This is a genomic window from Isoalcanivorax indicus, from assembly GCF_003259185.1.
Lineage (GTDB): Bacteria > Pseudomonadota > Gammaproteobacteria > Pseudomonadales > Alcanivoracaceae > Isoalcanivorax > Isoalcanivorax indicus.
In genome coordinates this window covers 140,880-165,196 of record NZ_QGMP01000002.1, presented here as the reverse complement: position 1 = coordinate 165,196, position 24,317 = coordinate 140,880, and the positions used below count along the sequence as shown (strand labels likewise).

The following is a 24,317-nucleotide window of genomic DNA, read 5'->3' as shown; positions in this document are numbered from 1 at the left end:
CCTGGGGTGATTGGAACGCGATTCGGGGATGATCAGGCGCGCTGGCGGTGGACCTTTTCCAGCTTCTTCCTGATCCGGTCGCGCTTCAGGCGCGAGATATGGTCGACAAACAGCTTGCCGTCCAGATGATCGATTTCATGTTGCAGGCACACCGCCAGCAGGCCATCGCATTCCATTTCGAAGGGTTCGCCATCGCGGCCCAGGGCGCGCACCTTGATGCGGTCCGGGCGCTCCACGGTTTCATAGAAGCCGGGCACCGACAGGCAGCCTTCATCGTAGGTCTTGGTCTCGCCGGTGAGCGGCGTCACTTCCGGGTTGATGAACACCATCGGCTCGTTGTGATCGTCGGACACATCCAGCACCAGCAGGCGCTTGTGCACGTTCACCTGAGAGGCGGCCAGCCCGATGCCGGGGGCGGCGTACATGGTTTCAAACATGTCGTCGATCAGTTTGCGAAGCTCGTCATCCACCTTTTCCACCGGCTTTGCTACCGTGCGGAGCCGGGGATCCGGGAATTCGAGAATATCCAGTAGCGCCATAGGGTGTGTCCAGTTGTTCCAGTAGTACTCGAAATTTGGTTGCTAAATATATGATCGTGTTGCTAATATCGGTTGAAATTCGTACAACGAACGGGTCGGCCTGTGGGGGACGATCCAGAACAATGATAAAAGGAATCCGGCAATGATGAAATCGCTGCTGCGCGCTGTATCTACTGCCGCTCTGCTTGCTGCATGGGGCTGGGCCAGTGCCCAGGTCGCGCTGCGCGACAACCACCCTGATGTCTACTACGTCAAACCGGGTGACACCCTGTGGGATATTTCCAGCACGTTTCTCAGCAATCCGTGGCAATGGCCGGAGCTGTGGCACGGCAATGACAAGATCGACAACCCGCACCTGATCTACCCCGGCGACGTGATCCGCCTGCGCATGGTGGAAGGTCGTCCGCAACTGGATGTGGAGCGTGCGGTGCGCGTGGCGCCGGATGAAGACGGCGTGGTGCGCCTGTCGCCGCAAGCGCGGATTCTGCCGCTGGCCACCGCCATTCCCGCCATTCCGCTGGGCAATATCCAGACGTTCCTGCGCGAAGCGCTGGTGCTCAGCCGTGAAGAGCTGGCCCAGTCGCCCTATATTGTCGGCGGCACGGACCGCCGCGTGATCTACGGGCAGGGCGATCTGGTGTATGCCCGCGATGTGGTCAGCCAGTGGGAAGACCTGATTCAGGATTACGGCTTCTACCGGGCTGGCGAGCGTTACGTGGACCCCGAGACCAACGAGATTCTGGGTTACGAAGCCCTGCAGATCGGTTCTGGTCGGGTGACGGCGCACGATGGCGAGATCCTGACCCTGCGTGTGCAGCGCTCCACCGAAGAACTGCGTGCCCAGGACCGGGTGCTGATCAGCCCCGAGCGACGCCTGCAATCCACCTTTTACCCGGCGGCGCCGGATGAGGAAGTGGGGGCTCGCATCATCCGCTTCTTCGACCGCCTGAACAGCGTGGCCCGCAACGACGTGGTGGTGATCAACCGCGGTTCCCGCGAAGGTCTGCGCGAAGGCCATGTGCTGGATATCTTCCAGCAGGGTGAGGCCGTACGCGACCGCGATCGCAACGAGATGATCCGCCTGCCGGATTCCAAGTCCGGCACCATGATCCTGTTCCGCGTGTTCGAGAAGGTCTCCTTCGGCCTGATCATCGAGTCCACCAAACCGATTTACATGCAGGACCTGGTGCGTAACCCGTCTACCCTGTAAGCCTGAACCTCTTCTGAACACCCGGGCCGCGCACGGATCGCGCGGCCTTCCACATTCTGAAGCATTGCTGGAGAGCACCATGGATGGTTTCACCCGGCGCCTCGCGCTGTCACTGGCCTTTGATACGGCCGCCCCCCGACTTGGCCCCCTGCTCAACGCCCACCGTGACGACCCGGTCAGCGATGCGGGCGACGGGTTGCCGGTTTCGCTGCTGGACGATGCCGGTCTGCCGGATCCGCAACGGTTGAACCCCTGGTTGCCCCCGGCGTTACGCCAGCGCCGGCCCGTGGCGACGGCCCGGTTGCACGGCTGGGCCGATCAGCTGCGCGCCGACGGTTGGCAACTGCTGGCGCTGACCGATGCGCACTATCCTGCCCTGCTGGCCGCCCTGCCCGATGCGCCGGGGCTGCTGTTCGTGCGTGGCGACAGCGCCTTGCTGCACGCGCCGCAACTGGCCATGGTGGGCGCCCGCAACGCCTCCCCGGAAGGGCTGGGCCATGCGCATCGCTTTGCCGCCGCGCTGGCGGAAAAAGGTTTCGTCATCAGCAGCGGCCTGGCCCTGGGCATCGATGCCGCCGCCCACGAAGGCGCCCTGAGCCGCGGCCATACCCTGGCGGTGATGGGCGGCGGCCCGGATCGCATCTATCCCCCGCGCCACGCGGCGCTGGCGGCGCGCATCGTTGAGCAAGGCGGTGCGCTGGTCACCGAATACCCGCCCGGCATGGCGCCGCGCAAGGAACACTTTCCGCTGCGCAATCGCATCATCAGCGGCTTGTCCCTGGGCGTGATCGTGGTGGAGGCCGCGCTGCGTTCCGGCTCGCTGATTACCGCCCGGCTGGCGGCGGAACAGGGCCGCGCCGTGTTCGCCATCCCCGGCGCGTTGAACAATCCCCTGAGCCGAGGCTGCCACCGGCTGCTGCGTGACGGCGCCCACTGGCTGGAGAGCCTGGACGATGTGCTGGCGCATTTCAGCGACTTCACCGCCCTGGCGGGCAGCCTGAACCCGCAAGATGGCGGTGCGCAGACGAGCCTGCCACTGGCGCCCGCCTCCGGCCTGCTGGCACACCTGCACAGCGGCGTGAACACCCTGGACGACCTGGCACGCCGCACCGGGCAGAGCGTGGCCGAGCTGGCCGCCGAACTGGCGCGGCTGGAGTTCAGCGGTCAGGTGCGTCGGGTGCCGGGCGGTTACGCGCGCTGCTGACGCTACCGTTTGCCCCACACGTTCCCCGGCTGCGGCGTTGGCATTACACTGGGCGCGACTTTTCTTCCTGCCCGAAGCGATGCCCACCATGTCTGAGACCGCAGTCCCCCCGTCTGTCGCCCTGGCCGCCCGCGTGGTGCGTGGCGGCGGCGTGATCGCCTATCCCACCGAAGCGGTTTACGGCCTGGGTTGCGACCCGGCCAATGAAGAGGCGGTGCTGCGCCTGCTGGAGATCAAGCAGCGCCCGGTGCACAAGGGGCTGATCCTGTTGGGCGCCGATGCAGAACAACTGCGGCCCTGGATCAAGGTGAGCGACGCGGAGCTGGCGCGCATGACCGAGCGCTGGCCCGGCCCGGTGACCTGGGTGGTGCCCGCCAGTGCGCGTGTGCCGGGCTGGGTGCGCGGTGAGCATGCCACTGTGGCGGTGCGTGTGAGTGGCCACCCGCTGGCCCGTGCCATCGCCGCTGCCGCTGGCACGCCGATCATTTCCACCAGCGCCAACCTCAGCGGCCGCCCCTCGGCGCGCAACCGCTTTCAGGTGGCGCGACAACTGGGCGACCAGCTCGACCTGATCGTCAACGGCGACTGCAACCTGGCACAGCGCCCGTCTGCTATCATTGACCTTGCCAGCGGCGCGCACCTGCGCCGCTGAGCCCGGGCCACCCGGGCACCGCCGACACCGCAACAAGAGATCACACCTCCATGCCCCAGATTGACCCGAACGCCGTCAAAGCCTATCTGCTCGACCTGCAAGATCGCATTTGCGCCGAGCTGAGCGAGGAAGATGGCGGTGGCCAGTTTGTCGAAGACAGCTGGACCCGCGAGGAAGGCGGCGGCGGTCGCTCCCGTGTGCTCACCCAAGGCGCCGTGATCGAAAAAGGCGGCGTCAACTTTTCCCATGTGTTCGGCACGCAACTGCCGCCGTCGGCCACCGCCGCCCGGCCCGAGCTGGCCGGGCGCAGCTTCCAGGCCATGGGCGTGTCGCTGGTGATCCATCCGCACAACCCTTACGTGCCCACCAGCCACGCCAACGTGCGTTTCTTCATTGCCGAGAAGCCCGGCGAAGCGCCCGTGTGGTGGTTCGGTGGCGGCTTCGACCTGACGCCCTATTACGGTTTTGAAGAAGACGTGCGCCACTGGCACCAGACCGCCCATGACGCCTGTGCGCCGTTTGGCGACGACATCTATCCGCGCTTCAAGCAATGGTGCGATGACTACTTTTTCCTGAAGCATCGCAACGAACCCCGTGGCGTGGGCGGGCTGTTTTTTGATGACCTGAACGCCGCCGGTTTCGATGACAGCTTTGCCCTGATGCGCAGCATCGGTGACGCCTACATTCAGGCCTACCGGCCGATCATGGCGCGGCGCAAGGACCAGCCGTTCAGCGAGCGTGAGCGCCAGTTCCAGCTGTATCGCCGGGGCCGCTATGTGGAATTCAATCTGGTCTATGACCGCGGCACCCTGTTTGGCCTGCAATCTGGGGGCCGCACCGAATCCATCCTCATGTCCCTGCCGCCGCTGGTGCGCTGGGATTATGACTGGCACCCGGAACCGGGCACGCCCGAAGCCGCGCTGTATGACCAGTTTCTGATTCATCGGGAGTGGCTCTGATGGCGCGCTACGCCGTATTCGGCAACCCCGTTGCCCACTCGAAATCGCCACAGATTCATCAGGCGTTCGCGGCCCAGCGTGGTGCTGAACTGGTGTATGAACGCATTGCTGCCCCGCTGGACGGCTTTGCCGAGGCGGTTGCCGACTTCTTTGCGGCGGACGGTGCCGGGGCCAACGTGACGGTGCCTTTCAAGGAACAGGCCTTTGCCCTGTGTGCAGAGCGCACCGAACGCGCCGAGCTGGCCGGTGCCGTGAATACTCTGTGGCAGCAGGACGGGCGGCTGCACGGCGACAACACCGACGGCGCCGGGCTGCTGGCGGATATCCGCGACAATCTGCGCTGGCCCGTGGCGGACCGTCGCGTGCTGATTTTGGGTGCCGGTGGCGCCGTGCGCGGCGTACTGGGCCCCCTGCTGGCGGCATGTCCGGCCAGCCTGACCATCGCCAACCGCACCGCAGACAAGGCCCACGCGCTGGCCGCACTTGCAAAAAAATCCAAAATTGGTGGCCCGCCGCCCCCGCTTATCGAAAGCTGCGGCTATGATCAATTGCATGACGGCTTTGATCTGGTGATCAACGGCACCTCGGCGGGCCTCAGCGGCGCCATGCCCGACCTGCCCGACACGCTGCTGACAGCGCATGGCCAGGCCTATGACATGGTGTACGGCAACGAGCCCACCGTGTTCCTGCGCTGGGCGGCGGCACGCGGCGCCGCCACCGCCGACGGCCTGGGCATGCTGGTGGAGCAAGCTGCCGAAGCCTTTGCCCGCTGGCACGGCTGGCGCCCGGCCACGGCCCCGGTGATGGCCGCCCTGCGCTGAGCGCCGTCAGGCTGGCTTGCCCGAAAAGGACTGCCCATGCACCGCACAAGGATTCGCCCCGCGTTAGCCCTGCTGTGTCTGCTCAGCGCCCCCACGGCCGCCCTGGCGAGCACGCTCAATATCGCCTGGGACAACGACCTGCTGACCGGCGAAGACAAGGGCTACACCAACGGCGTGCGGATCTCCTACCTGAGCAGCGCCGCCGAACGTAACGACACCTGCCGCCTGTGCCTGCCGCGCCGCGCCCGTGACAGCTTCGGCTGGTTGCCGGGCATCGGCAGCCCCGATCGCGACCATGCCCTGAGCGTGTCACTGGTCCAGCTGATGGTCACCCCGGAAGACATCGAGGCCGAGGCGCCACAGTTTGATGACGTGCCCTATGTCGGCCTGGCCGCCATCGAGGCCACCCTGTTTTCCTGGAATCGCCAGCACCTGGTGGGCTACGGCCTGATGGCAGGGCATACTGGCCCCGACTCCGGCGCCAAGCGCAGCCAGGAATGGGTGCACAAGGTGACCGGCAGCACCAACCCCAATGGCTGGGACAACCAGCTGGGTCCCGATGTGGTGGGCGGTGTTCACGCGCTTTACGCCAACCGGTTTCATACCAGCGGTCCGAACGGCTTCCAGAGTGAACTCGTGTGGTCGGCGGGTACCCGCCTGAGCAGCTTTATCACCAGCGCCGAAACCGGCCTGTTCTGGCGCATGGGGCATAATTTGCCGGGTAACTTCGTACCGGAATACGCCGGCCTGTCTTCCACCATCGGCCTGCCCGGTCTGCTGGATATTCCCGGCCGTGGCTGGTCCCTGTTTGCCGGCCTGATCGGTGAGGGCATCGCCTACAATTACATCGAAGATCGCGGCAGCGACTACGCCTTTCGCCAACGCCACTTCACCGGCGGCCTCAGCCTGGGCGGCTCCGTGCACACCGAAAACTTCCAGTTTGCCCTCACCCTGCGCGCCACCACCTCCCAGCAGGAAACCAACAAGGACCCCATGAGTTTCGGTACCCTGTCGTTCACCTGGCGGTTGTAGGGTTCACGCATCCTCGGCCAGATACTGGTCCTTCAGCTTTACGTAGTTGCCAGCTACATACGGCAGGAACTCCAGCTCCTCCTGCGTCAGCGGGCGCACCGACTGGGCCGGTTTGCCGCGATACAGGTAGCCCGGGCGCAGCGACTTGCCCGGGGGCACCAGAGAGCCCGCGGCCAGGATTACGTCGTCGCCGATGCGGGCGCCGTCCATGACGATGGCCTGCATACCGATCATCACCCGGTTGCCGATATGGCAGCCATGCAGCATCGCCTGGTGAGCAATCGTCACATCATCGCCGATAGTGAGCGCAAACCCACCCGGGTTAAACCGAGAGTCGTGGGTGATATGCAGCACGGCGTTGTCCTGCACGCTGCAGCGCGCCCCCAGCTCGATAAAGTGCATGTCGCCCCGGATCACCGCGCAGGGCCACACCGAACAATCCGGCCCCAGGGTCACATCCCCGATCACCTGCGCCGACGGGTCCACCCACACCCCTTCCCCCAGTTGCGGGGTCTTGCCAGCGAATGTGCGTACAGCCATGGGGACTCCTCCGGATAATGATCTCCGCTGCAAGGTAGACCGGGCGCCGCGCCCCGGCAAGCCCGGTCACATGACGAGCACGCCGCCGTGATAGCATGCTGGCTTGAACCCCGGGGCCCCTGACCCCATCCAAAGGGTATCGAAACGTCCCGATTTGCCGAGGAGCCCCGCATGTCCAGCAACCCCCTGATCGATTACCCCGGCCTGCCGCCGTTTTCTGCCATCAAGCCCGAGCATGTGGAGCCGGCGGTGGACGCGCTGATCGAATCCGGCCGGGCGCGGATCAAGGCGCTGCTGGCGGAGGGTGGCCCCTGGACTTGGGCCTCGCTGGTGCAGGCGCTGGATGAAGAAGATGACCGCCTGGGCAAGGCCTTCGGCCCCGTGGGCCACCTGAACGCCGTGGCCCAGAACGAAGCCCTGCGTAATGCCTACAACGCCTGCCTGCCCAAGCTGTCGGAATACGGCACCGAGACCGGCCAGAACGCCGACCTGTTTGCCGCCTACCAGAGCGTGCGCGACAGCGAGGAATACGCCCGCCTGACCCCCGCCCAGCAAAAGGACCTGGACGACACCCTGCGTGACTTCCGCCTGTCTGGCGTGGACCTGCCCGTGGAGCGCAAGGCCGAGTACATGGCCAACAGCAAGCGGTTGTCTGAACTGACCTCGCGCTTCTCTGACAATGTGCTGGACGCCACCCAGAGCTGGCGCAAGCACGTGACCGACGAGCGTGAACTGGACGGCCTGCCCGACGTTGCCCGCGCCGGCGCCGCCGACAAGGCCAAGGAAGAAGGCCTGGACGGCTGGATGCTGACCCTGGACTTCCCCTGCTATTACGCCGTGATCTGCCACGCTACGAACCGCGCCCTGCGCGAAGAGATGTACCGCGCCCACTGCACCCGCGCCTCGGAAGAAGGCCCGGATGCAGGCAAGTTCGACAACAGCGCCCTGATGCGCGAGATCCTGCGCCTGCGCCACGAACAGGCCCGCCTGCTCGGCTTCAACCACTATGCCGAAAAATCCCTGGCCACCAAGATGGCCCGCGACGTGGACGAAGTGCAGACCTTCCTGCGCGACCTGGCCCGCCGCGCCAAGCCCCAGGCCGAGAAAGAGCTGGCCGAACTCAAAGCCTTTGCGGCTGAAAACGGGGCCAGCGACCTGCAACCCTGGGATATCGGATTCTGGAGCGAACGCCTGCGCGAAGCCCGCTACAGCATCTCTGAAGAAGAGCTGCGCCCCTGGTTCCCCGCCGAAAAAGTGATCCACGGCATGTTCGCCGTGGTGGAGAAGCTGTTCGCCATCCGCATCCAGGCCAAAGACGGCGTGGACACCTGGCACAAGGACGTCCTCTATTACGACGTTGTCGATGAATCCGGCACCCTTATCGCTGGCTTCTACCTGGACATGTACGCCCGCACCGGCAAACGCGGTGGCGCCTGGATGGACGACTGCCAGGTGCGGCGCCGCCGCCTGGACGGCAGCCTGCAACTGCCCGTGGCGTATCTGAGCTGCAACTTCGCCCCGCCCGCCGGCGGCAAGCCCGGCCTGCTGACCCACGACGAAGTGACCACCCTGTTCCACGAATTCGGCCACGGCCTGCACCACATGCTGACCGAACAGGACGTGAGCGGCATTTCCGGCATCAACGGCGTGGCCTGGGACGCCGTGGAGCTGCCCAGCCAGTTCATGGAGAACTGGTGCTGGACCGAAGAAGGCATCCGTCTGATCTCCGGCCACTATGAAACCGGCGAACCCCTGCCCCGCGAAAAACTGGACAAGATGCTCGCCGCCAAGAACTTCCAGAGCGCCATGATGATGGTGCGCCAGCTGGAGTTTTCCCTGTTCGATATGCGCATCCACGCCGAATACAACGACCAGCTGGACATCCAGACCGTGCTCGACGAGGTGCGCGACGAAGTGGCCGTGATCAAGCCCCCCGCCTTCAACCGCTTCCAGAACGGCTTCGGCCACATCTTCGCCGGGGGCTACGCCGCAGGCTACTACAGCTACAAATGGGCCGAAGTGCTCTCTGCCGATGCCTACGCCCGCTTTGAGGAAGAAGGCGTGTTCAACCCCGACACCGGCCGCGACTTCCGCCAGCACATCCTGGCCATGGGCGGCAGCCAGGAGCCCATGGAGCTGTTCAAGGCCTTCCGCGGCCGCGAACCCAGCGTGGAACCCCTGCTGCGCCACAGCGGCATTGCCGCATGAGCGTGAAACGCCGCTTTATCGCCGGCGCCACCTGCCCGGAGTGCGGCGCCCTGGACAAGATCGTGCGTGTCCAGGACGGCGACAGCCTGTGGATGGAGTGCGTGGCCTGCGATATGCGCAAGGATCTGGACGCTGAACCGGCGCCCGCCCCGACATCGCCAGAGGGCGGTGATGGGGGCGGGAGCAGCCCGGTGGTGTGGAAATCGGGCAAATAGGCCGATGATGGCAAAGTGCCATCACTTGAAATAAATCTTCCTTCCGGTATTACTTACCTCACAGAAGAAATGAGACAGGGGTCACGCTGGGCGTGGCGCTTGTTTGTGGGGGGATCGTGCTTGGGGGAGTGCGATTTCTGGCGGTAGCGTGGGTGGGTTTGAATAGATGAGCATGCTTCCTGTCATTGTGCCCTCCGTCATGTTGGCAAGTTCGTTCTCTGTTTTTAGAGAGATATAAAAGCCATTTGGAGTGAATTGATATCTGGATAGGCTGCGGGCGTCGTTATTCAATATATGCTCCGGCGTCCTAATACCTGTTATGGAGCTCTGCCTTTTGCATTTAATTGGGCGTAGGTTTGTCCGGCTGCGTCGTGCCACAAGTCGGCTTCACCGGTATTGAAATTCACCGGCTCATCGCAGGCTCGGCAGTTCCGTTCCTGGTGGCAGTCGGAAAGTAAACGGTAATCGGCCACATCATCGCTATCGGCGTGGTGAGCCAGTAAGAGGATTTTGGGGCGGCGGCAAGCCATAGTTCTTGCCCCGCATTGTTCGGGCTGTGGCTCCGCTAGCGCTTCGCAAAGTGCTAATAGAAAGTCGGGAGCGTCGCAGCCATAACCAAGCGCAGCACTACACAGCCTTCGGCTGTCGGACGCGCGCAAGCTCGCGCCGGTGTGCGCGGCGTTAAGCGTAAATATCAATGAGCATTTTCAAATTCCAGCCAAGATGGAAAGAAGAACTGGTCGTTTCCGGGCCTGGTGGTTCGTTTGTTCTTGAGCTTCCGATGGGAATACTATCTGCTTATCTTCCAACAGAATCAGCATGGGAACGGAGGGCTCCGGCTTGGGCAAGAGATGTTTGGCCTCAGTTAAAGCAGGAGCTGGAGGAATGGTGTGCCGCTAATAAGGCTCAATTCATCATTGATGAATCTGCAGGTGTCTACTAATGAGTAAAGAGGCCCCCACACTTAACAAGTTGCATCAGTACGCGCCTGTGGCGCCGGACGTTCGTTCCTCGCATCGCTGTGCAAAGCGTTACGTCTACTGGGAAGCATCTGAATGCGGGAAGTAAGATCAAATTTGTACCCCTGTCGTCACTGCGACGAAACGGGTGTCTGCAAATCGGGGACGAATGGCTCGAGTTGTTTGGCTTGCGCGAAATATCACGAATTAAAAGGAAAGGAATTTGTTGGGCTAGCTTGTGGCACCTGTGGCGGGCTAGGGAAGTCGGAACCAATGACTGAGCGATTAGATAAGCGAACCAAGCCATTGCTAGCAATGGGTATTGTTTTTCTGGTTCTGCTTTTTGTTTTTGTTCTGGCTCTGAGTAGAAATCCGTATTTTACTGAATTCCTCGCTTTCGCAGGTACCTTGATTGGCGGCGTCACTGCCTTCTACTTCAACAGCCGGAATAACACATAAGAATGTGGTCAATGAAACGCGCAAATACGCTGCGCTTCATTGTTGCCCATTACCGTTGGCGTTATGCGATAAGGAGTCCGGGGTGAGAATCAGCGAAAGATTTAGTTTAGAAGCCACTCAGTTCGAGCTAGATTTTGTTGATATAGATACAGATTATGACACGCCTTTGTTTGTCGATCCATTTTTTCTTGGCTGCCGCACCGACTTGTGGTCTTTGAATGCCACACGAACACTTCGAAGCTTCTTCCAGACCTTTGTTAATTTTATTCGAGATGACGAAAGGAGGAGAGCGAGAGCTCTTTTTAATTATCTACACGAACCCAATGAAACATGTTTGGGCCTATCCAGGGGAAAGCCTCGTGGCAATGCTATTGGCTCCATCGACAGCGAGAAGCTTTTTAATAGCATCGCTCAGAGCAAGGCTGTGGCCACTGGAATTGTGGAGGACCTAGAAGATTTCCGTCTCTTTATTGACGGCATCGATAAAGACAAAATATCAGATATGACTACGAATATAATTCGTGGTCATCTTGTAACTTACACGCAAGAGCAGTGTAAGTTATGGGGGATCGCGTTACAACAAAACGTGCAGTCTGGATTCTATTGGGAGCGCGCTGCAAATGAGTGGAGAAATCGGCATGAATCAATGCTTGTTATAGAGGGGCGAAAGATACTATTAGTGCCTAAAGGAATTGTCTCCTACTCCAATAAATACACGCCTCAAAAGTATTACAATCAATTTGTTCTCGAATACCTGCAACATGAGCATCTTCGAAACTATTCAGCCCTTGTTCAACATCGCGTAAACGGTATGCCATATGTAACAAAGAAGTCCTTAAAGGAGTCCGGGGAGTCCGCCTATTCGAAAGACTTTCTTGCTACTTTTACAGATGCCCATCCTGAGGTTTTTCGTGATTTTAAAGAGTGGATCCAGCACACAGCTACAGCCATCTCTAACGAAGAATTAGACGATAGTGATCCCGCGATTATTGCGCAGTACTTAATCAGAAAGCTTGGTCAGATTGCCGCGGGTGGAGAAGGCGCAACCAGATATCATAGATTGGTGGTCGGCATTTTGGAGTTCCTTTTTTACCCTGATGTTGTCTCACCTATAGTTGAGAATGAGATCCATGATGGTAGAAAGCGGGTAGATATCACTTTTGATAATGCAGCACGCGGAGGGTTTTTCTATCGACTACATACCACTTATCAAACTCCCGCCCAGTTCATTTTTGTGGAATGCAAGAACTACTCCCGTGAAGTTGCCAATCCAGAGATAGATCAGCTGTCTGGCCGTTTCTCAATGAATTTGGGCAAGTTTGGTCTGCTTCTTTGTAGAACGGTAGATGATATGGATACTCTACTGGCAAGATGTAACGATACGTATGTGGATGGCAGGGGGATCATGCTTCCAATAATTGACGACGATTTAATCGTAATGCTCAACAAGGTTATAGAGGGTGTTCCAAACCCCTATGAGGAATTTCTATCCCAAAGATTCCGCGCAGTGGCATTAAATTGAGTACGCCTGACAAGCGCAATCAAGCAGAAAAAAATTCTGCCCGCAACGCGAATCCTATAGTATCGCGGGCGTTTAACTTCCCCGAGACCATTTTAAGGAGTTAAAATGGGAAAAATAGTAGCCTTGTATAACAATAAAGGCGGAGTATCTAAAACCACTACCAACTTTAACTTGGGAGCTTATCTCGCATCTACTGGAAAACGCGTCTTAGTAGTTGATTGCGATCCACAGTGCAACATGACTGAGCTTTTCTTGGCTGCGCGGGAGGATATTGATGATCCTGATTGTTCGTTGCCCGGAACATCAATTTATGAATCAATGCTACCGAGATTTAAGGGCCAGCAAGGTGAAATAAACCAGGCTGATATAGAACTTGTTGAGCATAATTTATATAAGTCATTATTTTTATTTCGGGGTGATCTAGAATTCTCGAGAGCAGAAACGTACTTCGGCACGGCCTGGAACCAAGCTGTTACCGAAAATATACATGAGAAAAACACTTACATTGTTGTGCACAGATTATTGCGTTCGCTGATTGACGCACGCGGATTCGATTACGTTCTGTGTGATGTTGGCCCTAGTACAGGTGCAATTACTAAAACTATCGTTATAGCATCCGATGAGATTGTTGTTCCACTTGTTCCAGATCGTTTTTGTTATCAAGCTGTAAAGTTGTTAGGTAATGTCATTAGCGAATGGATTGATCGCCATCGAATAATTTCTCAGTCTTTGGTGCCGTTTGGCATTGAACCCTTTGAAGGTAAGCCTAAATTGGCTGGAACAATTCTCCAGAACTTTAAGGTTCATGCAGGTGCAAGGGTGAAGGAGTCATATATAAAATGGCAAAAGAAAATATCAAATGAAATTTCTACATCTCTTTGCAAGGAAGGACTTTTTGAGCCAAAATTTGGATTTGACGTAGATAATCCATACGTTGCATCCATAAAGGACGTGGCGGTGTTGGCGCCGATTGCACAACTATTTGGAAGAGCCATATTTGATATTCAGCAAGAACATACAAAGGAGGCTTCAAGTGATGGCAGGATGTACTACGGCTCAGTTTGGGAGCCTTGGGTAGACAGGATGAACGATTATAAGCATGAAATTTCACTGATAGCAGAGTCAATTTCATGAGTTCTGAGTTTGTTTACACCGCGCTGCTTGATGTTCTCTCTTACCGCAACAGGCTAAATCAAGATGTACAGAGCGGTAAGGAAAGCTTTAAGGATGATTTGGTTCAATCCTTATCAATCTTCAATACAGTAAATAACGCCATTTTTAGTGTTCAGGCTATATCGGACACAGTTATCATTACTTGTAACAATCACGATAGGTTTGTGGAGTTTATTGCGCTACTAAAAAAGGTTTTTATATCCTTTATGGAGAGGGGTTTGTTTATTCGGGGAGGGGTGGCTTACTCAAAGCACTTTCACAGCGGTAGAATTACTTATAGTCACGCGGTTGCGCGAGCATACGAGCTAGAAAGCAAGGAAGCGATATACCCGCGCATAGTTATAGATAAGAATATTTTGGATATGTACGTGGCCGGAAGAGGGCTTCCAAAGATATTCGATGAAGGGTTCCTGGTTAAACAAAATGGCATTGTTTTCCTGAATATTGCTGATCCAAAGAACTGGGATAAAGTATATGGCATGGCAAGAGAAATATACTTAAGAGACATAGCGGAATTGGATGGAAATGAAGTTGCATTTCAAAAACATTCTTGGTTTGAACAGTATTTGTTTTCCTGCGATTGCGCGAGCCAAGGATTCGATCGCTATATACCTATGCCGGAGTTAATTTAATTGAAGAAGGCGTTACGTTACGCTGTCGTATGGCCTAGAGCACCGCATTCATAGGGCGATGAACATAACGTTCTTGGATTGCTGGAGGAGCTCCAAACGGCTCATACACAGGTTGTTGTGCTGTGGAGACGATGCACTTTCATTCGCAGGATTTATTTTAAGAGTAAGCACTTTGTGGGCCTGTCAGCATCGTTCAATCGCGACTCTTATATTCGAATGATAAGATCTGCCTCTATGACCTTTGAGGCCTCCGCTATGGAGGCCGGCTTCAATGAGCATGTCGCTGTTTCAGTTACGCCTGCAGAAGATCAAATTGGTATCTGGTCTGAACTAGAGAAGAGACTCCGGCGACCCCGTAAGGAAAAAGACGAAATTATTTTTTTGGAGGCAAAGAAAACATCAAGAGTCTAATAGATTAACTCCTAATCTTATGAAGACGCTGGCTGTTTCTTCCTCCACCATTTTCATGAAGGGTGATTCTTATAGCTGGGTAAGAGCCGCTCTGAGAGCTCAATCATTAGGCGCCTATGCATTTGAATCTGTTTAATTGTTGTGGAATGCAATATATGACTTGCTCTACTAAAAGCACAGACAAAGATGCGCTGAGCGGTTGCTGGAGCGATTAGCTTCGCTTCAGCACCCCCAAACGTAAAATTGAATGATATCGAAGGATTTTAAATTGGAAGACGAACATAGATCTTACTTGTTAGAGTTAGATTATGGTAACAGGAAAGGAGAAAGAGATTTCATAAAGGATATTTTGTCTCGGTATGACAGGGATGTCTTGGTTGGATCACTCATCTTCGTTAATAATAATCCATATCACTTCGAGTTGCTGTGGTTTCTAAACTTCGAAAAATCACACGAAGACTTTGACAGGTATTTGGCAAGTAAGTACCCATCCACAAAAAGAGCATACAACAGATTCGTTAAAGACATTATGGCCTCAATGCGAAATAAGTCATACAACTTTATTTCGTTAAATAACCCGGAAGACGTGGATATAAATATGACGTCTGGAACAAACGAAATATTCTTCTTCCCAGACAGAGAAGTGTTGTTCAGAACGTGGGGTAGGCCAATTACCATGAGTAAGTTCACTGTATTCTTATCGCATTCCAGTAAAGATAAAAAATTCGTGGATAATGTGTTTAACGAGCTCCAAAAATCTGAGATTCGAGCTTGGTATGACAAGGAGGAAATTGCCCCAGGAGATAGCATTACTGAGAAAATTAATGACGGGCTAAGAAAGTGCGACTTTGGTCTTATCTTCCTTTCGAGTAATTTTTTAAATGGGAAATCGGGTTGGACGATTGCGGAAGCAAATTTCTTCATGCAGCAGAGAATGAGAGATAAGTCAAAAAAATTCGCCATTATAAATATTGATATTGATCATGCTGAAATGCCTCCTCTTATGCAGGACTATAGATATGTTGACGCCTCAGACGTTGGGTTTATGGAGGAAATCAAAAGAGCCATTTTCCATCATCAAAATGAAGTGTAAGCAACACGTTAATTAAGAAGGTCGCGTGCTCATGCTTATCATGCGAGTGTTGGGTTCATGGCTATCGCTGAGATTCGACGATGTAGCGGAGCAAATATATGGTTGGGAGAATAACGCTTGTTGGAACGGTGCATAGAGAACTTGGAAAATGCAATGAAGCTCAGCTATTGGGGCTCTTGAAGGCGGTTGATCCAGACGTAATATTTGAAGAAATTCGTCCAGAAGATCATGATCGACTCTATAAAGACGAGGCTGCGAGTACGGTAGAAATAAGAGCGATTAAATCGTATATGAAAATGAAGGCAGTGCGACAAGTGCCCGTTGACGACTTCGCGACGCCACAAGGCTTGAAGGCAGGAGCTGACGAAATATTTGCATATGCCGAGCAAAGCTCCAAAGAGTACTGCAGAGCAGTATCGAATATTGATCGCATGGCTTTCAATCATGGTTATAACTTTTTGAGCGGTTTGGCGCAGATTGAGCTCCGAAACAAAGCGGATGCGTTATTAGAGACATGTATTTCCAGTTCTGGCAACGCACGTCTGCAAGGTCTTCTTTCGGCATGGTACATACAATTAAGAAATCGAGAGGAAGCAATGCTGGAAAACATTTACGGCTTCTGTCGTATGAATTCGTTCAGTAGAGGTGTGTACCTTGTCGGGGCTGGTCATATGTCATACATTGCCAGAGGGCTGGAAGAGCGTTTGGAGGCGGAACCCAAGCCTGTCGAGTGGTGCGTTTGGAGCGGGTAGCGCCGCTTATCACCAGATATGTTGCCGTGCCTTGATCTGCAACGGCTTTCGGGACCAAGTATTTCTATGAATCAGAGATCTCCAGCAGGGGGCAGGAGAGAAACCGTGACCGCCACACAAATATCAACAATCGGAAGTCGGCCATTAGCACCTTAGGGGCTGGGAATAGGGAAGATAACCGGAATATGTTGGTATGGTTCGGGCCGAATCGCCACCTTAAACACAATAATAATCGAAATATGAGGGCATGCAATGCGTAACATCCTGAACTTCATCCCGCCCCAAGTATTGGCAAGGCTTATTTACTCTTATCTGCTTATATCTCTTTTGCTGAAATTCTTTTTTCGTACAACGTACGGGCTGCTGATAATCGCTGTTCTTATATATTTTAATGCCGAATTGATTTTTGGGTGCTCTCCTCTGAACAGCGAAGAAATTTTTTCCGTCTTAGTTTCCTTGGAAAAAGAGTACAAGGTGGCACTGATATCCTCATCGGTAACAATTGTTGGTTTTGCGGTCGCCTTCCACACCGCTACCATAAACTGGCGTAGCCAGATGCGGTCCAATATCATGCTAGGTGTTGCCACCGAAATAGAAGATTTTTTCTCAAACGCATTAAAATCAATTACTACGGTGCAATTATATGCGGAGGAGCTAATTCGAGATGTAAGTGGAGTTCAGGCCGCGACGACTATGCAAGAGGCGGCGTTTATAGTGAATTTTAATATCAGTCGACAGCAGGAATTTTATCAGGCAAGACAAGCTATTTCGGAGTCTTCGATAGAGGTTCATAGATTCCTTGCTAGAGGCCACAATGCACTAGCGTCCAACTGGGGTGCGTTGCCGGCAATGCATAGAGCTGAGATGGCATTATCTGAAATAGCCACAAAAATGTGGATCTCTATCCCTAATATAGATGCTGGAGATACTCATAAGGTCCAGGCCTTTATAAAACAGGTTAGCCTGGAAGAGTGTCATTCTCTTATTAAATGTTGTGACAGAAATGCAAGGATAATAAGTTCTCTCTATGGTGGTGTAAGAGGTCAGCTCGAATCGACCATTATGGGGGTTAATGTGCCGATGTTCTTTAGCTTTTTGGCCCAGCGAAAAGGCATGATGAATGCTATCGAAAATCTGCATGAAAGTTTAAGATAAGGCATGGCGCCCAGTGCCACTAAAATCGAATTAAAAATTTCTTGTGTTGGATACGCTTTGCGATGGTTTTACATGGCGAACTTGAGTTATATGGTGCTCATAATGAAAGTAACACTTGATGGCTTGAATATTGGTAATTCATACGAACGCCCCTTTCTTGCCGAGCTGTGGGGGTACAAAGGCTTCCAAGCCATATCCCGCGGCGTAGTCACCCCATCCGGCACGAACTTCATCATCCTATTCGTGACCAAGGAAAAGCAGCAAGCCCTAACACAGTACAACGATTACCTCGACGGCGGCTTCTTGCATTGGGAGGGCGAGGAGAAGCATTCTTCGGATGCCAGAATCATCAACGCCAAGCAGAACGGCGATCAGATCCATCTTTTCTATCGAGACATCCACCACTCGCCTTTTGTTTATCACGGCGAAATCTCCCTGGAGAGCTTCCAGCTACACACTACCAAACCCAGTGAGTTCGTATTCTCTATAGGCTCTACAAATGAGTTGGCCGATCCCCTCGACGACATCGAGAAGCATAAGCAAGAATATGACGTTCTGGAGCAAACAGAGCGCGAGTCCATAGTCAAAAGCCGCATAGGCCAAGGGTTGTTCAGAGAACGCTTGATTCGGCTATGGGGTGGCTGCTCCGTTACGGGTCTATCGAATCTCTCGCTGCTTCGAGCGTCACACATCAAGCCCTGGCGAAGTTGCACCAACGAAGAACGTCTCGATCCTATGAATGGCTTGCTTCTGCATCCAACGCTGGATCACCTCTTCGACACAGGCTTTGTGACGTTCGAGGAGAGCGCCAAGATTCGCATTTCCGAACGGCTTTCCGAAGCCGATGCAAAGATCTTGCAGATCGACCCTTCAGTTCGTTTGAGGAAGGCGCCCGCCAAGATTGGTGACTATCTGGCATTCCATCGGGAGCATGTCTTCAAGAACCATTGAGTGGTCGTCATCGATGTACCCTGCTCACGACCACTCAAACACCAACACCTCATCCTTGCTGAACCGCTGCAAATGATCCGCCACAACCCCCTTCAGCTTGTCCACACCCGTCTGATCCGGGTGCTCAATACGGATCTCCAGCACCGCATCTGACGCCTGCAACCACGCCCGGGCGTCGTCGCTAAAGGGCACCAGCAACCGCCCCGCTTCCATCTCTACCTCAAACTTGTGCCCCCAATGCCGCCCCAGCCGGGTCAGTAGCCGCTGGGGTTGGGGTGTCTCCAGCCGTGCATGAACGGTCGCCATGGTCTGTCCCCCACTGTATCCACACATGCACCTTAGCGCCGCTATAGATGATATTGAATCTCATTAAACTTATGAATTTGATCAATTCCCCGGATGGTAAGAAGATCAGGAGTATTCAGCTGAGGGACAAGCGATGAACAAATGCGGGAAGTACTGGGACAAGGTCAGCGCCCTGGACGGCGAGATCTCGGCACTGCGGCAACAACTGGCCGATCTGGACAGGCATCTGAAATCCCCCATCCCCAACCCGGCCCTGCACGAACACCGCCAGGCGCTGGACACCAAACTCAAGGCGCTGGGCAGCAAGCGTAATGCCGCCGAGCTGGCGGCAGCGGCCTGTGAAGAGCGTGAGTATCAGAAAAAAGAGCCCATAGGTTAGGGGGCACGGACCGGGTCCGTGGCCCCCTTCCTTACTGGCAGGTCTGTTATTTTCTGCCTGATTTCCCCGGCAGGTCCGCAGCAGCAACCTCCACGGTGTAGACGTTACAACCACGCCGGTCGAGTCGCCCGGCCACCCAGTGCTTGCCATCCAGTGCACTGAAGCCGCCATGCGGCAAGCCGTCCCGCCATTTCTCGGGCAGTGTCATGCTGCCGATCACCGCCAGCCCGTCGTCCGTCAGGCGCAGCACATGCCCGGCGCCTTTGCTGTCGAGCACCCACACATCCACGCCGTTGCTCACCATGCTGGCGACGTCTGTCGGCACCTTGGTGGCGCCGAGTGAGCGCAACCGCCCCTGTTGCCAGGCCAGGATCTCCACGGTGTTCTGGCTGGCCAGCACCATATGTTGCCCGGCGAGTTGACCGCGATCGGGCTGGCCGCTGACTTCCGCACGATCAATGATCCGCGGCGCCTGCGGGTTGCGCAGGTCCAGCACTTGCAGGTGCCCGGCTTGCAGGCCCACCAAATAATGCCCGGGTTTGCCGTGGTACTGGTTCAGCGTCAGCAGGCCGTTGAAGGCCGGGGCCTCGATGGGCATGGGTTTGCTGGCGGGCGATGCGGTGTCCAGCAGTTGCAGGCCCTGGCGGTCGCTGATCACCAGGCGTGCGCCCAGCGCGCCCAGGCTTAGCGGTGGCTCGCGCAGTGCCATCGGGTCGCCGCCTTGCAGGCCGCCTTTCTCATCCAGGCTCAGCAGTGTCAGGGAGGCGCCGGAGGTCAGTGCGATGCGCCCACCGGCGGCGGTCACATGGTCAACGGGCGTGTCCTGTGTCCAGCCGGCGGGGCGTGATACTACCCAGCGGCGCATATGGCCTTCGAAGGTGTGGCCTTTGGTGTCGCGGATATCCAGGGCCAGTGTGGGCGCTTCGCCGTGGGCCACCGGGGCCATGATGCGGTCGCTGCCGCCCAGCAGCTTCTGTTCCAGCAGGGCGCCGGTGCCGCCGTGAATGCGGGCGCCGCCGGGGGGCAGGTTCATCAGGTCCATGCTCAGCCAGTCCTGGCACAGGCACATGGGCTGTTGCGGGGGTGGGCAGCAAATGGGCTCGACACCACCCCAGATGCCCTGGAAGTCCTGGTTGATCTTGTCGATGAAGTCCAGCGCGCGGTTGAGATCGTCTATCCGGAAACACAGGCGTGTGCCGCCCAGCCCGAAGGCGGCGAAATCGAGCCCGCCGATCACGGTGCCGGGTGGCATATAACCGCGAGCGGCAGAACGGACCCGGGCGGTAATGGCGACGTGGTGCTGGGCGCCGTCGGGTTGCGTGTTCAGTGTCAGCGTGGCGTTATGCCAGGCGTCCAGTTCGTTGGCGGCGAAGGTGACGGTGACCTGGCGCTGTTCGCCTGCCGGAATCAGATCCCCGGACTGGATACCGGACAAGCTCCATTGGCCGCCAGCACCCGCCAGTTGCACGTTGCAGACGCGCACGGCGCCGGTGCCGGTGGCCTGCAAGGTGATCACTTTGGACACGCGCTGGTCGCGGGCGCCTTCGCACCAGTTGCGGCGTTCGCTGGCGTCCATCTCCAGGGTATCCGGCAGCGGGGCCAGCGTGGCATTGCCCTGGTACAGCGACAGCGCCACCCGTTTTTCCCCCGCGTTGGTGCGAATCACGAGTTCGGCTTCGTGATACCCGTCGCCTGCGCCAGTAGCTCGGCCGACACGTATCAGGCGCTGCTGACCTGCCTGAAGGACCACGCTGTGCTGGCCGCTGACAAAGCGGAAGGCCTCGGCATCGTCCCCTTCCAGGGTATGGTGGTTGGCGGTCAGTGGCGCATGGGTGTCGTCGCTGGTGGCCGGGTTGGAAACGATCACGGTGCCGTTGGAGATGCCGCCAGTGCATGCCGGCCCGAGCGCCAGGCTGTCAGTGCTCACCTGCATCAGCGGATCGGCGATGGCGCTGGCCTCGCCCTGCCCGAGAAAGTCCACGCGGGCATCGGCGGTGCGTGCTTCGAGCACATGCAGCGCGCCGGTCGGTCCGTCGCCACTGGAAAAGCTGGCCGGCTTCAGGATTTCCACATTGCCCTGGCCGTCATCGCCGATGGCGCTGTCGATAAAACCGAATATCCCGTCAAGGAAGCTGCCGAAGGAGGAATCCAGCTCCACATTCTCCAGTGTCCAGTCGGCCACTACGCGGGAATTGCCGGCGCCCGGGTTTTCCACATTGAAGGTGGCGGTGGCGTCGAAGGTAAAGCCCCAGGTACCGATGGTGGCATCGTAGCTGCCGTAGCCGGAAATATGGATGCCGTTGCTGTCGATGCTGTCCAGTTGCTGGCCGGTGTTCTCAACGCCGCTCACTTGCGATGAGAGATCAATCTGCTCGACAAAGCGCGCAATCGGCCAGCGGCTGACGGACAGCCCCCAGTCCTGATCGCCGAACAGCAGATTGGCGGTGTACTGCTGCCGGAAAGTATCGACATTGATGCCGGGCTCGCCCTGGCCGTCCAGGCGGATATTCAGGCCAATGGCGAGTGAACCGTCGGGCAGTGCCTTGATGGCGCCAGCGGGATTGCCCAGCGTAAGGGTCTGCCCGCCCATGCTGAGGCCGCCCAGCTCGAACGGGAAGGTGAACTCGAACTGCGAGATGTCGATGTCCAGATTGAACAGATCGATCAACTGATCAATGGCTGGATCCAGCGAGGTGCGAATCACCAGCCGCGTTGCGGTGGACGCTTCGTTGTCCACGGCCAGTCGCAACCACAGGTCGATGGTGTCCACCGGCTGTGTCGCGGTCGTCATGCTGTTGCCATACAACAGTTCACCGCTTGCGCGCTCGATGGTGACGACGGCAAAGCTGGTGTGATCGCTGTTGCGATGAACAAACTTCACATCGCGATAGCGAAAGTTCAGATTGTCGTAGCGAAAAGCGCCCTGCGATTCGGGCAACGGGATGGCCAATCCACCGGATGCATCACCGAGATTGGGCAGTGTTGCGGCGTTCAGGTTGCCGTCCTCACCGGCACGGGTATACGCCTCGCGAACAATGACTTCTTTCAGAAAATTACGGGAGAGTTGAAGTACGGCATCAACGCCATAGTTGTTCAGATACATGCTGCCTCCTTGAGCCTGTGTCTGTAGTGAAGGGTCTGTATTGTGAAGCCCTGGAAAACCACCAGGGGAAGGCCATCTTCAAGCGGGGTTTACGGGCGGGTCAAACACAAAGGCGCCATATGCCGTGCATTTACCCTGATTGGGTGATGCACGGCTAGCCGGAATGAGGGATGACCTTGTTACGAACGTGCCAAAGGTTCGGGCGTTCTGGCGACAATGGCTTCGGCCAATGCGGTCACGGACAAAGGCGCGCTGCCTTCTGCTTTATTGCTCAAGGTCACAAATGCGTTCTGCCCTCCCCTGACCGTACCGGCAATCACTTTCGCCAGCGCGCTGCGCGTCGCCAGATCCGGGTCCACCATCTTGTCGAAGGGCGCGTATTTGTCGCGGGCCTGTTCGTACCCGTAGGCGCCATGAATCGGATTGACGTTCCAGCGGCACACCAGCGGGCCGGGCCACAGGGCGCGCAGGATCGGCAATTGTTCGTCGATGGGCGGCATCTTCGGGTGCAGGCCCAGGCAGTAGGTGGCGCCGGTGTCTTTCAGGGCGGCGGTGAAATCGGGGGTGAGCCATTCCGGGTCCCGCACTTCCACCGCCACCACGGCATCGGGAGCGCTGGCGGTCAGGTCTGGCAGGGCGCGCAGCAGGCGATGCAGGGCCTGAATCAGCCCGGCGATCTCGCCGCGCCAGGTGGCGGGCAGCGGGCTGATCTGGAACACCAGCGCGCCCAGCTTGGGCCCCATCCCGGCGAGTGCTGGCGTCACAAATGTCTCCAGCGCCGTGGCCGGGTCCAGAAACAGCGGGTTGGTCTCCTGCCCTTTGCCGCCCGCGCCACGCACCTGCGCGTCGGTCACTTGCGCGGGCGCCTTGATCACAAACCGGAAATCATCCGGCACCTGGGCGGCATGCTCGGCGTATTGCTCGCGGGTGAGCGGCGTATAAAAACCGCGATCCACCCCCACGGTGTTGAACAACGGGTGCGTGGCATAGGCGGGCAAGCCGTCCCGCGAGAGCTGCGCTTCGCTGTAGACCTTGTCCCACACCAACGTGGCCCAGCCGGGGTAATGCCACGACGAGGTGCCCAGGTGAAGCCCGGCGGGCAGCTTCGCCGCGAGCTCTTTCAACGTTGCAGCATGCCGAGCCGGGCGCACTGCCCCACCGGGTGTGTCCGGCATGTCTGTACTGTCGGGGAACAGGGAAGATTGCATGGGCCTATGGTAGCGGGTTGTTGCGCCCCGGAGGAACTTGCCGCGCTGTGAGGAGTATGAAATAACGTAGGTGCAGCATCGCTGCAAGGGGAATAAATCAAGGGGTAATAACAAGAAAGGGAAGATCATCATGACCAAGGAAACGCAACACGCGTCCCCGGAGGACGTGCTGAACAAGATCCAGACGTTCATGATCGAGCAGATCAAGGCGGGGGCTGACAAATTCGCCATCACGGCACGCCTGGAAGAAATGGGCGTGGCCCGCGACCAGGCCGCAGATATCGTGAGCAATTTCTACGATGACATCATGCGTGCCGCCAAGGCCGAGGCTTTTTCCTCAGATGTCATGCCGGTAGCGATTCTTGCTGCCGCGTTTGCTGCTTTGCTGGGCGGTGCCATCTGGGGCGCGCTGGTAATTTTTACCGGCTACGAGGTGGGATATGTCGCCTGGGGTCTCGGGCTCCTGTCTGGCGGCATGGTGGTGCTGGCCGCGCAGGGCAGGAAGGGCCGACCGTTGCAGATCGTGGCTGTGATATCGAGCCTGGCGGGTATCGCCATCGGCAAATATGTCGGCTTCCATGATGCCCTGCAGGGCTATGCGCTGGTGGAGTTTGGCGCTGAAGTGGCGGCGAGCCTGACGTTGTTCTCGGGGGCCGTGTTCAGCCTGTTTGTCGAGAATATTGGCTCGATGTTGGGCGGCTTCGATGTTCTCTGGGTGCTGCTTGCTGTCATCACGGCCTGGCAACTGCCCAAAGGGATGGGTATCACGCCGCAAAGGCAGGCATAGCACACTATTCATGCGGGCGAGACTGCATGGCATGCAGTCTCGCGGCA

The 24,317-nt window shown here is 57.0% G+C and carries 23 protein-coding genes; 18 read left to right on the top strand and 5 right to left on the bottom strand.

The window, feature by feature from the left end; genetic code table 11:
• Nucleotides 1–32: 32 nt before the first annotated feature.
• Nucleotides 33–539, bottom strand: a complete 507-nt coding sequence (def, locus tag DKW65_RS12665; protein WP_111657782.1) for a peptide deformylase — start codon at nucleotides 537–539, stop codon at nucleotides 33–35.
• Nucleotides 540–681: 142 nt separating this feature from the next.
• Here def and DKW65_RS12660 point away from each other — a divergent pair, with 142 nt between their 5' ends.
• From DKW65_RS12660 to DKW65_RS12635, 6 genes are all read left to right on the top strand, one after another.
• Nucleotides 682–1,749: a LysM peptidoglycan-binding domain-containing protein gene (locus tag DKW65_RS12660; RefSeq protein WP_111657781.1), complete on the top strand. Its 1,068-nt coding sequence runs from the start codon at nucleotides 682–684 to the stop codon at nucleotides 1,747–1,749.
• Between the two features lie 79 nt (nucleotides 1,750–1,828).
• Nucleotides 1,829–2,953: a DNA-processing protein DprA gene (gene dprA, locus DKW65_RS12655; RefSeq protein ID WP_111657780.1), complete on the top strand. Its 1,125-nt coding sequence runs from the start codon at nucleotides 1,829–1,831 to the stop codon at nucleotides 2,951–2,953.
• An 88-nt stretch (nucleotides 2,954–3,041) separates the two neighbouring features.
• Complete coding sequence (gene tsaC / locus DKW65_RS12650; protein WP_111657937.1) at nucleotides 3,042–3,605, top strand: L-threonylcarbamoyladenylate synthase type 1 TsaC; 564 nt, start codon at nucleotides 3,042–3,044, stop codon at nucleotides 3,603–3,605.
• 50 nt (nucleotides 3,606–3,655) lie between these two features.
• Nucleotides 3,656–4,564, top strand: a complete 909-nt coding sequence (gene hemF, locus DKW65_RS12645) for an oxygen-dependent coproporphyrinogen oxidase (RefSeq protein ID WP_111657779.1) — start codon at nucleotides 3,656–3,658, stop codon at nucleotides 4,562–4,564.
• Nucleotides 4,564–5,385 (top strand): shikimate dehydrogenase, encoded by an 822-nt coding sequence (gene aroE, locus DKW65_RS12640; RefSeq protein WP_111657778.1) that lies wholly within the window; start codon nucleotides 4,564–4,566, stop codon nucleotides 5,383–5,385. The genes hemF and aroE overlap by 1 nt, the downstream gene beginning before the upstream one ends.
• A gap of 36 nt (nucleotides 5,386–5,421) precedes the next feature.
• Nucleotides 5,422–6,417, top strand: a complete 996-nt coding sequence (locus DKW65_RS12635) for a lipid A deacylase LpxR family protein (protein WP_162925862.1) — start codon at nucleotides 5,422–5,424, stop codon at nucleotides 6,415–6,417.
• 3 nt (nucleotides 6,418–6,420) lie between these two features.
• Here DKW65_RS12635 and DKW65_RS12630 read toward each other — a convergent pair whose 3' ends face one another.
• Complete coding sequence (locus DKW65_RS12630) at nucleotides 6,421–6,957, bottom strand: gamma carbonic anhydrase family protein (protein ID WP_111657777.1); 537 nt, start codon at nucleotides 6,955–6,957, stop codon at nucleotides 6,421–6,423.
• Nucleotides 6,958–7,128: 171 nt separating this feature from the next.
• On the opposite strand from DKW65_RS12630, the gene prlC reads away from it, so the two are divergent.
• From prlC to DKW65_RS12580, 10 genes are all read left to right on the top strand, one after another.
• Nucleotides 7,129–9,165: an oligopeptidase A gene (gene prlC, locus DKW65_RS12625; protein WP_111657776.1), complete on the top strand. Its 2,037-nt coding sequence runs from the start codon at nucleotides 7,129–7,131 to the stop codon at nucleotides 9,163–9,165.
• Nucleotides 9,162–9,380: a YheV family putative metal-binding protein gene (locus DKW65_RS12620; RefSeq protein ID WP_245932511.1), complete on the top strand. Its 219-nt coding sequence runs from the start codon at nucleotides 9,162–9,164 to the stop codon at nucleotides 9,378–9,380. Before prlC ends, DKW65_RS12620 begins: the two co-directional genes overlap by 4 nt.
• A gap of 697 nt (nucleotides 9,381–10,077) precedes the next feature.
• Entirely contained in the window at nucleotides 10,078–10,323 is a 246-nt protein-coding gene (locus DKW65_RS12615; RefSeq protein ID WP_111657774.1) for a hypothetical protein, read from the top strand.
• 557 nt (nucleotides 10,324–10,880) lie between these two features.
• Entirely contained in the window at nucleotides 10,881–12,320 is a 1,440-nt protein-coding gene (locus DKW65_RS12605; protein ID WP_111657772.1) for a hypothetical protein, read from the top strand.
• A 105-nt stretch (nucleotides 12,321–12,425) separates the two neighbouring features.
• Complete coding sequence (locus DKW65_RS12600) at nucleotides 12,426–13,454, top strand: ParA family protein (protein WP_111657771.1); 1,029 nt, start codon at nucleotides 12,426–12,428, stop codon at nucleotides 13,452–13,454.
• Nucleotides 13,451–14,125, top strand: a complete 675-nt coding sequence (locus tag DKW65_RS12595) for a hypothetical protein (RefSeq protein ID WP_111657770.1) — start codon at nucleotides 13,451–13,453, stop codon at nucleotides 14,123–14,125. The genes DKW65_RS12600 and DKW65_RS12595 overlap by 4 nt, the downstream gene beginning before the upstream one ends.
• A 679-nt stretch (nucleotides 14,126–14,804) precedes the next feature.
• Nucleotides 14,805–15,629: a toll/interleukin-1 receptor domain-containing protein gene (locus DKW65_RS12590; RefSeq protein ID WP_162925861.1), complete on the top strand. Its 825-nt coding sequence runs from the start codon at nucleotides 14,805–14,807 to the stop codon at nucleotides 15,627–15,629.
• Between the two features lie 98 nt (nucleotides 15,630–15,727).
• The gene (locus DKW65_RS15925; RefSeq protein ID WP_162925860.1) at nucleotides 15,728–16,381 is read left to right on the top strand and encodes a hypothetical protein; all 654 of its coding nucleotides are present in this window, start codon (nucleotides 15,728–15,730) and stop codon (nucleotides 16,379–16,381) included.
• Nucleotides 16,382–16,633: 252 nt separating this feature from the next.
• Entirely contained in the window at nucleotides 16,634–17,536 is a 903-nt protein-coding gene (locus tag DKW65_RS12585) for a hypothetical protein (RefSeq protein ID WP_111657768.1), read from the top strand.
• A 102-nt stretch (nucleotides 17,537–17,638) separates the two neighbouring features.
• Nucleotides 17,639–18,487: an HNH endonuclease gene (locus DKW65_RS12580; RefSeq protein WP_162925859.1), complete on the top strand. Its 849-nt coding sequence runs from the start codon at nucleotides 17,639–17,641 to the stop codon at nucleotides 18,485–18,487.
• Nucleotides 18,488–18,511: 24 nt separating this feature from the next.
• On the opposite strand, the gene DKW65_RS12575 is transcribed toward DKW65_RS12580, so the two are convergent.
• A complete protein-coding gene (locus DKW65_RS12575) occupies nucleotides 18,512–18,793 on the bottom strand; it encodes a DUF2218 domain-containing protein (protein ID WP_162925858.1) in 282 nt (93 codons plus the stop codon).
• Between the two features lie 133 nt (nucleotides 18,794–18,926).
• On the opposite strand from DKW65_RS12575, the gene DKW65_RS12570 reads away from it, so the two are divergent.
• A complete protein-coding gene (locus DKW65_RS12570) occupies nucleotides 18,927–19,172 on the top strand; it encodes a hypothetical protein (protein WP_111657765.1) in 246 nt (81 codons plus the stop codon).
• A gap of 46 nt (nucleotides 19,173–19,218) precedes the next feature.
• On the opposite strand, the gene DKW65_RS12565 is transcribed toward DKW65_RS12570, so the two are convergent.
• Together DKW65_RS12565 and DKW65_RS12560 are read right to left on the bottom strand one after the other, a co-directional pair.
• Nucleotides 19,219–22,275: a hypothetical protein gene (locus DKW65_RS12565; protein ID WP_111657764.1), complete on the bottom strand. Its 3,057-nt coding sequence runs from the start codon at nucleotides 22,273–22,275 to the stop codon at nucleotides 19,219–19,221.
• A 179-nt stretch (nucleotides 22,276–22,454) separates the two neighbouring features.
• Entirely contained in the window at nucleotides 22,455–23,483 is a 1,029-nt protein-coding gene (locus DKW65_RS12560; RefSeq protein WP_111657763.1) for a DUF72 domain-containing protein, read from the bottom strand.
• Nucleotides 23,484–23,613: 130 nt separating this feature from the next.
• Here DKW65_RS12560 and DKW65_RS12555 point away from each other — a divergent pair, with 130 nt between their 5' ends.
• Nucleotides 23,614–24,270 (top strand): hypothetical protein, encoded by a 657-nt coding sequence (locus DKW65_RS12555; RefSeq protein WP_111657762.1) that lies wholly within the window; start codon nucleotides 23,614–23,616, stop codon nucleotides 24,268–24,270.
• The last annotated feature ends 47 nt before the right edge of the window (nucleotides 24,271–24,317 follow it).

Excerpts from the sequence above, each read along its gene's own strand:
- def (WP_111657782.1), bottom strand. The coding sequence starts at position 539 with ATGGCGCTACTGGATATTCTCGAATTCCCGGATCCCCGGCTCCGCACG.
- DKW65_RS12660 (WP_111657781.1), top strand. The coding sequence starts at position 682 with ATGATGAAATCGCTGCTGCGCGCTGTATCTACTGCCGCTCTGCTTGCT.
- dprA (WP_111657780.1), top strand. The coding sequence starts at position 1,829 with ATGGATGGTTTCACCCGGCGCCTCGCGCTGTCACTGGCCTTTGATACG.
- tsaC (WP_111657937.1), top strand. The coding sequence starts at position 3,042 with ATGTCTGAGACCGCAGTCCCCCCGTCTGTCGCCCTGGCCGCCCGCGTG.
- hemF (WP_111657779.1), top strand. The coding sequence starts at position 3,656 with ATGCCCCAGATTGACCCGAACGCCGTCAAAGCCTATCTGCTCGACCTG.
- aroE (WP_111657778.1), top strand. The coding sequence starts at position 4,564 with ATGGCGCGCTACGCCGTATTCGGCAACCCCGTTGCCCACTCGAAATCG.
- DKW65_RS12635 (WP_162925862.1), top strand. The coding sequence starts at position 5,422 with ATGCACCGCACAAGGATTCGCCCCGCGTTAGCCCTGCTGTGTCTGCTC.
- DKW65_RS12630 (WP_111657777.1), bottom strand. The coding sequence starts at position 6,957 with ATGGCTGTACGCACATTCGCTGGCAAGACCCCGCAACTGGGGGAAGGG.
- prlC (WP_111657776.1), top strand. The coding sequence starts at position 7,129 with ATGTCCAGCAACCCCCTGATCGATTACCCCGGCCTGCCGCCGTTTTCT.
- DKW65_RS12620 (WP_245932511.1), top strand. The coding sequence starts at position 9,162 with ATGAGCGTGAAACGCCGCTTTATCGCCGGCGCCACCTGCCCGGAGTGC.
- DKW65_RS12615 (WP_111657774.1), top strand. The coding sequence starts at position 10,078 with ATGAGCATTTTCAAATTCCAGCCAAGATGGAAAGAAGAACTGGTCGTT.
- DKW65_RS12600 (WP_111657771.1), top strand. The coding sequence starts at position 12,426 with ATGGGAAAAATAGTAGCCTTGTATAACAATAAAGGCGGAGTATCTAAA.
- DKW65_RS12595 (WP_111657770.1), top strand. The coding sequence starts at position 13,451 with ATGAGTTCTGAGTTTGTTTACACCGCGCTGCTTGATGTTCTCTCTTAC.
- DKW65_RS15925 (WP_162925860.1), top strand. The coding sequence starts at position 15,728 with ATGGTTGGGAGAATAACGCTTGTTGGAACGGTGCATAGAGAACTTGGA.
- DKW65_RS12585 (WP_111657768.1), top strand. The coding sequence starts at position 16,634 with ATGCGTAACATCCTGAACTTCATCCCGCCCCAAGTATTGGCAAGGCTT.
- DKW65_RS12580 (WP_162925859.1), top strand. The coding sequence starts at position 17,639 with ATGAAAGTAACACTTGATGGCTTGAATATTGGTAATTCATACGAACGC.
- DKW65_RS12575 (WP_162925858.1), bottom strand. The coding sequence starts at position 18,793 with ATGGCGACCGTTCATGCACGGCTGGAGACACCCCAACCCCAGCGGCTA.
- DKW65_RS12570 (WP_111657765.1), top strand. The coding sequence starts at position 18,927 with ATGAACAAATGCGGGAAGTACTGGGACAAGGTCAGCGCCCTGGACGGC.
- DKW65_RS12565 (WP_111657764.1), bottom strand. The coding sequence starts at position 22,275 with ATGTATCTGAACAACTATGGCGTTGATGCCGTACTTCAACTCTCCCGT.
- DKW65_RS12560 (WP_111657763.1), bottom strand. The coding sequence starts at position 23,483 with ATGCAATCTTCCCTGTTCCCCGACAGTACAGACATGCCGGACACACCC.
- DKW65_RS12555 (WP_111657762.1), top strand. The coding sequence starts at position 23,614 with ATGACCAAGGAAACGCAACACGCGTCCCCGGAGGACGTGCTGAACAAG.